The following is a 3,249-nucleotide window of genomic DNA, read 5'->3' on the forward strand; positions in this document are numbered from 1 at the left end:
GTCCCGCCGCCGCGACGCGCGTCGCCGCAGACGCCGAGGGCGCGCCACCCGGGCAGGGGTGGCGCGCCCTCGGTCCGCCGGGGCGGACAGGTGGTGCGGCGGGTCAGACGGACGTGACGACGAGCGCCACGTTGTGGCCGCCGAACCCGAACGAGTTGTTGATCGCGGCGATCTGCCCGTCTGGCAGCGCGCGCGGCTTGTCGCGCACGAGGTCGAGCACGAGCTCCGGGTCGGGGTCGTCGACGTTGATCGTCGGCGGCGCCTGCCGGTCGTGCAGCGCGAGGATCGTGAACACCGACTCGAGCGCGCCCGCGCCGCCGAGCAGGTGCCCGGTCATCGACTTCGTCGCCGACAGGGCGACGTGGTCCGCCTCGTCGCCGAGCACGCCGCGGATGCTGCGCGCCTCGATGAGGTCGCCGACCACCGTCGAGGTCGCGTGCGCGTTGACGTGCACGATGTCGCGGTGCGAGACGCCCGCCTCCTGCAGCGCGGAGCGCATGGCGCGGATCTGGCCGTCGCCCGAGGGCTCGGGGGACGTGATGTGGTAGCCGTCGGCGGACAGTCCGACACCGGCGATGCGCGCGTACACGCGGGCGCCGCGCGCGGCCGCGTGCTCGGCGCTCTCCAGCACGACGATGCCCGCGCCCTCGCCGACGACGAAGCCGTCCCGGGCGGTGTCGTACGGGCGCGACGCGCGCTGCGGGTCGTCGTTGCGCTGCGACAGCGTGCGCGACGCGGCGAACGCGCCGATCGGCATGGGGTGGATCGGGGCCTCGGTGCCGCCCGCGACGACGACGTCGGCGCGACCCGAACGGATCATCTCGACGCCGTACCCGATCGCCTCGGCACCCGACGCGCACGCCGAGACGAGCGCGTGCGCACCGGCGCGGGCGCCCAGGTCGAGCGACACGAACGCGACGGGGGAGTTCGGCATGAGCATGGGCACCGTCATCGGCAGCATGCGCCGAGCGCCCTTCTCACGGAGCGTGTCCCAGCCGTCGAGCATCGTCCAGATGCCGCCGATGCCGGACGACACCACGGCACCGAGCCGCTCGCCGTCGACCTCGGGAGAGCCCGCGTCGGCCCACGCCTCGCGCGCCGCGATCACGGCGTACTGCGCGGTGGGGTCCATCTTCTTGAGCTCGGGACGCGGCAGGACGTCCGCGGGCGCGACCTTGATGGTCGCGGCGAACGAGACGGGGATGCCGTAGGTCTCGGCCCAGTCGTTGTCGAGGGTGCGGGCCCCGGACTCACCGGCGAGGGCGGCGGCCCACGTCGAGGGCACGTCCCCGCCGAGCGGCGTGGTGGCGCCGAGTCCGGTGACGACGACGTCGGTTGCGTGGCTCATCGGTGCTCCTGGTGGCGATGGGGGTGGCCCGTCCCGGCGCCGGCGGCGGTGCGGCCGCGGCGGCGCCGGGACGGTGCCCGGGTCACGGCAGGCTCAGGACTGCGCGCCCGCGATGAACGAGACGGCGTCGCCCACGGTCGTGAGGTTCTTGACCTCGTCGTCGGGGATGCGCACGTCGAACTTCTCCTCGGCGAGCGTGACGATCGTCATCATCGACAGCGAGTCGATGTCGAGGTCGTCGGTGAAGGACTTCTCCGGCAGGACCGAGTCGGCGGGCAGGCCCGTCTCCTCGCTCACGATCTCGGCCAGACCGGCCAGGATCTCCTGCTCGCTGTACGCCATGGTGTCTCCTCTGGTGACTGCTGGAAGGGTCGGACGAACGGTACAGCCCAAGGGTGGACCGCTCCCCGGGGGCGGGGCGGGCCCGACGAGCGCCGGGCCGCGGTGGATCAGGGCAGGACCACGACCTGCGCGGCGTAGACCAGGCCGGCGCCGAAGCCGATCTGCAGCGCGAGCGCGCCGCTGGGGACCTGGCCCTCGCGCAGCAGACGCTCGGTCGCGAGCGGGATCGACGCGGCGGACGTGTTGCCGGTGTCGGCGATGTCGCGGCCGACGACCACCGACTCGGGCAGCTTGAGCTGCTTGATCATCTGGTCGATGATCCGCATGTTCGCCTGGTGGGGGATGAACGCCTCGATGTCGTCGGCGGTCACGCCCGCGGCGTCGAGGGCCTTCTGCGCGACGGGCGCCATCTGCCACACGGCCCACTTGAAGACCGACTGGCCCTCCTGGCGCAGGGTCGGCCAGCCGGCACCCTCGTCGCGCGTCGCGAGCCACGAGTGCGTCTGGCGGATCGCCTGCGCCTGACCGCCGTCGGAGCCCCAGACCGTCGGCCCGACGCCGGGCGTGTCGGACGGACCGATCACGACCGCGCCCGCGCCGTCGCCGAGCAGGAAGGAGATGGTGCGGTCCGTCGGGTCGACGAACTCGCTCATCTTCTCGGCGCCGATGACGAGCACGTGGCGCGCGGTGCCGGCACGGACCAGCGCGTCGGCCTGGCCGATGCCGTAGCAGTAGCCCGCGCACGCGGCGGAGATGTCGAACGCCGCGGCGGGCGTCGCGCCGATGCGGTCCGCGACGATCGCGGCGCCCGCGGGCGTCTGGTGGAAGTAGGTGACGGTCGAGAGGATGACGGCATCGATGTCGGCGCCCGTCAGGCCCGCGTTCTCGAGCGCGGCGCGCGCGGCGCCCTCGGCCAGGTCGAGCACGTCGGTGCCCTCGCCCGCGCGGCGGCGCGTGACGATGCCCGTGCGCTGGCGGATCCACTCGTCCGAGGAGTCGATGGGGCCGACGAGGTCGTCGTTCGGGACGACGCGCTCGCCGCGCACGCCTCCGATGCCGAGGATCCGGGTGTGGGCCGGTCCGGTGGCCTGCGTCAGGGTGGGTCGGGTCACGACGGCTGCTCCTGGGTTGCGGTGGTGCCCTCGGGCGTGGACGCGGACGCGGCGCCGTGGCGGCGCACGAGGTCGCGTGCGGCGTCGAGGTCGGCCGGCGTCTTGACGGCGACCGTCTCGATCCCCGGCAGCGTACGCCGCGCGAGGCCCGTGAGGACCCCGCCCGGGGCGACCTCGAGCAGGCCGGTCACGCCGAGCGCGAGCAGCGTCTCCTGGCAGAGGTCCCAGCGGACGGGGTTGGCCACCTGGGCGACGATCAGCTCGAGCGCGCGAGCGCCGTCGGGGACGACGCTGCCGTCGGAGTTGGTGAGCAGCGGCACGACCGGGTCGCCGGGCGTGATCCCGTCGGCCGCGGCGCGCAGCTCGGCGACGGCCGGTTCCATGACCTGCGTGTGGAACGCGCCGGCGACCTGCAGCGGCACGACCCGTGCGCGCGCGGGCGGCGCG

At 74.3% G+C, this 3,249-nt stretch carries 3 protein-coding genes and 1 pseudogene; all 4 read right to left on the minus strand.

The annotated features are described in order from the left end of the window. Positions 1–103: 103 nt before the first annotated feature. Positions 104–1,348, minus strand: a complete 1,245-nt coding sequence (locus HGA02_RS14115) for a beta-ketoacyl-[acyl-carrier-protein] synthase family protein (protein WP_168679579.1) — start codon at positions 1,346–1,348, stop codon at positions 104–106. A 93-nt stretch (positions 1,349–1,441) separates the two neighbouring features. Continuing rightward, entirely contained in the window at positions 1,442–1,690 is a 249-nt protein-coding gene (locus HGA02_RS14120) for an acyl carrier protein (protein WP_124341502.1), read from the minus strand. Positions 1,691–1,797: 107 nt separating this feature from the next. After that, positions 1,798–2,802 carry a beta-ketoacyl-ACP synthase 3 gene (locus tag HGA02_RS14125; protein ID WP_168679581.1) on the minus strand — a complete coding sequence of 335 codons (1,005 nt, stop codon included), beginning with the start codon at positions 2,800–2,802 and terminating at the stop codon, positions 1,798–1,800. Continuing rightward, positions 2,799–3,249: pseudogene (locus HGA02_RS14130) on the minus strand (ACP S-malonyltransferase); the annotation flags it as partial. The gene HGA02_RS14125 and the pseudogene HGA02_RS14130, both read right to left, overlap by 4 nt.

It is taken from the genome of Cellulomonas septica, from assembly GCF_012396155.1.
Taxonomy (GTDB): Bacteria; Actinomycetota; Actinomycetes; order Actinomycetales; family Cellulomonadaceae; genus Cellulomonas; species Cellulomonas septica.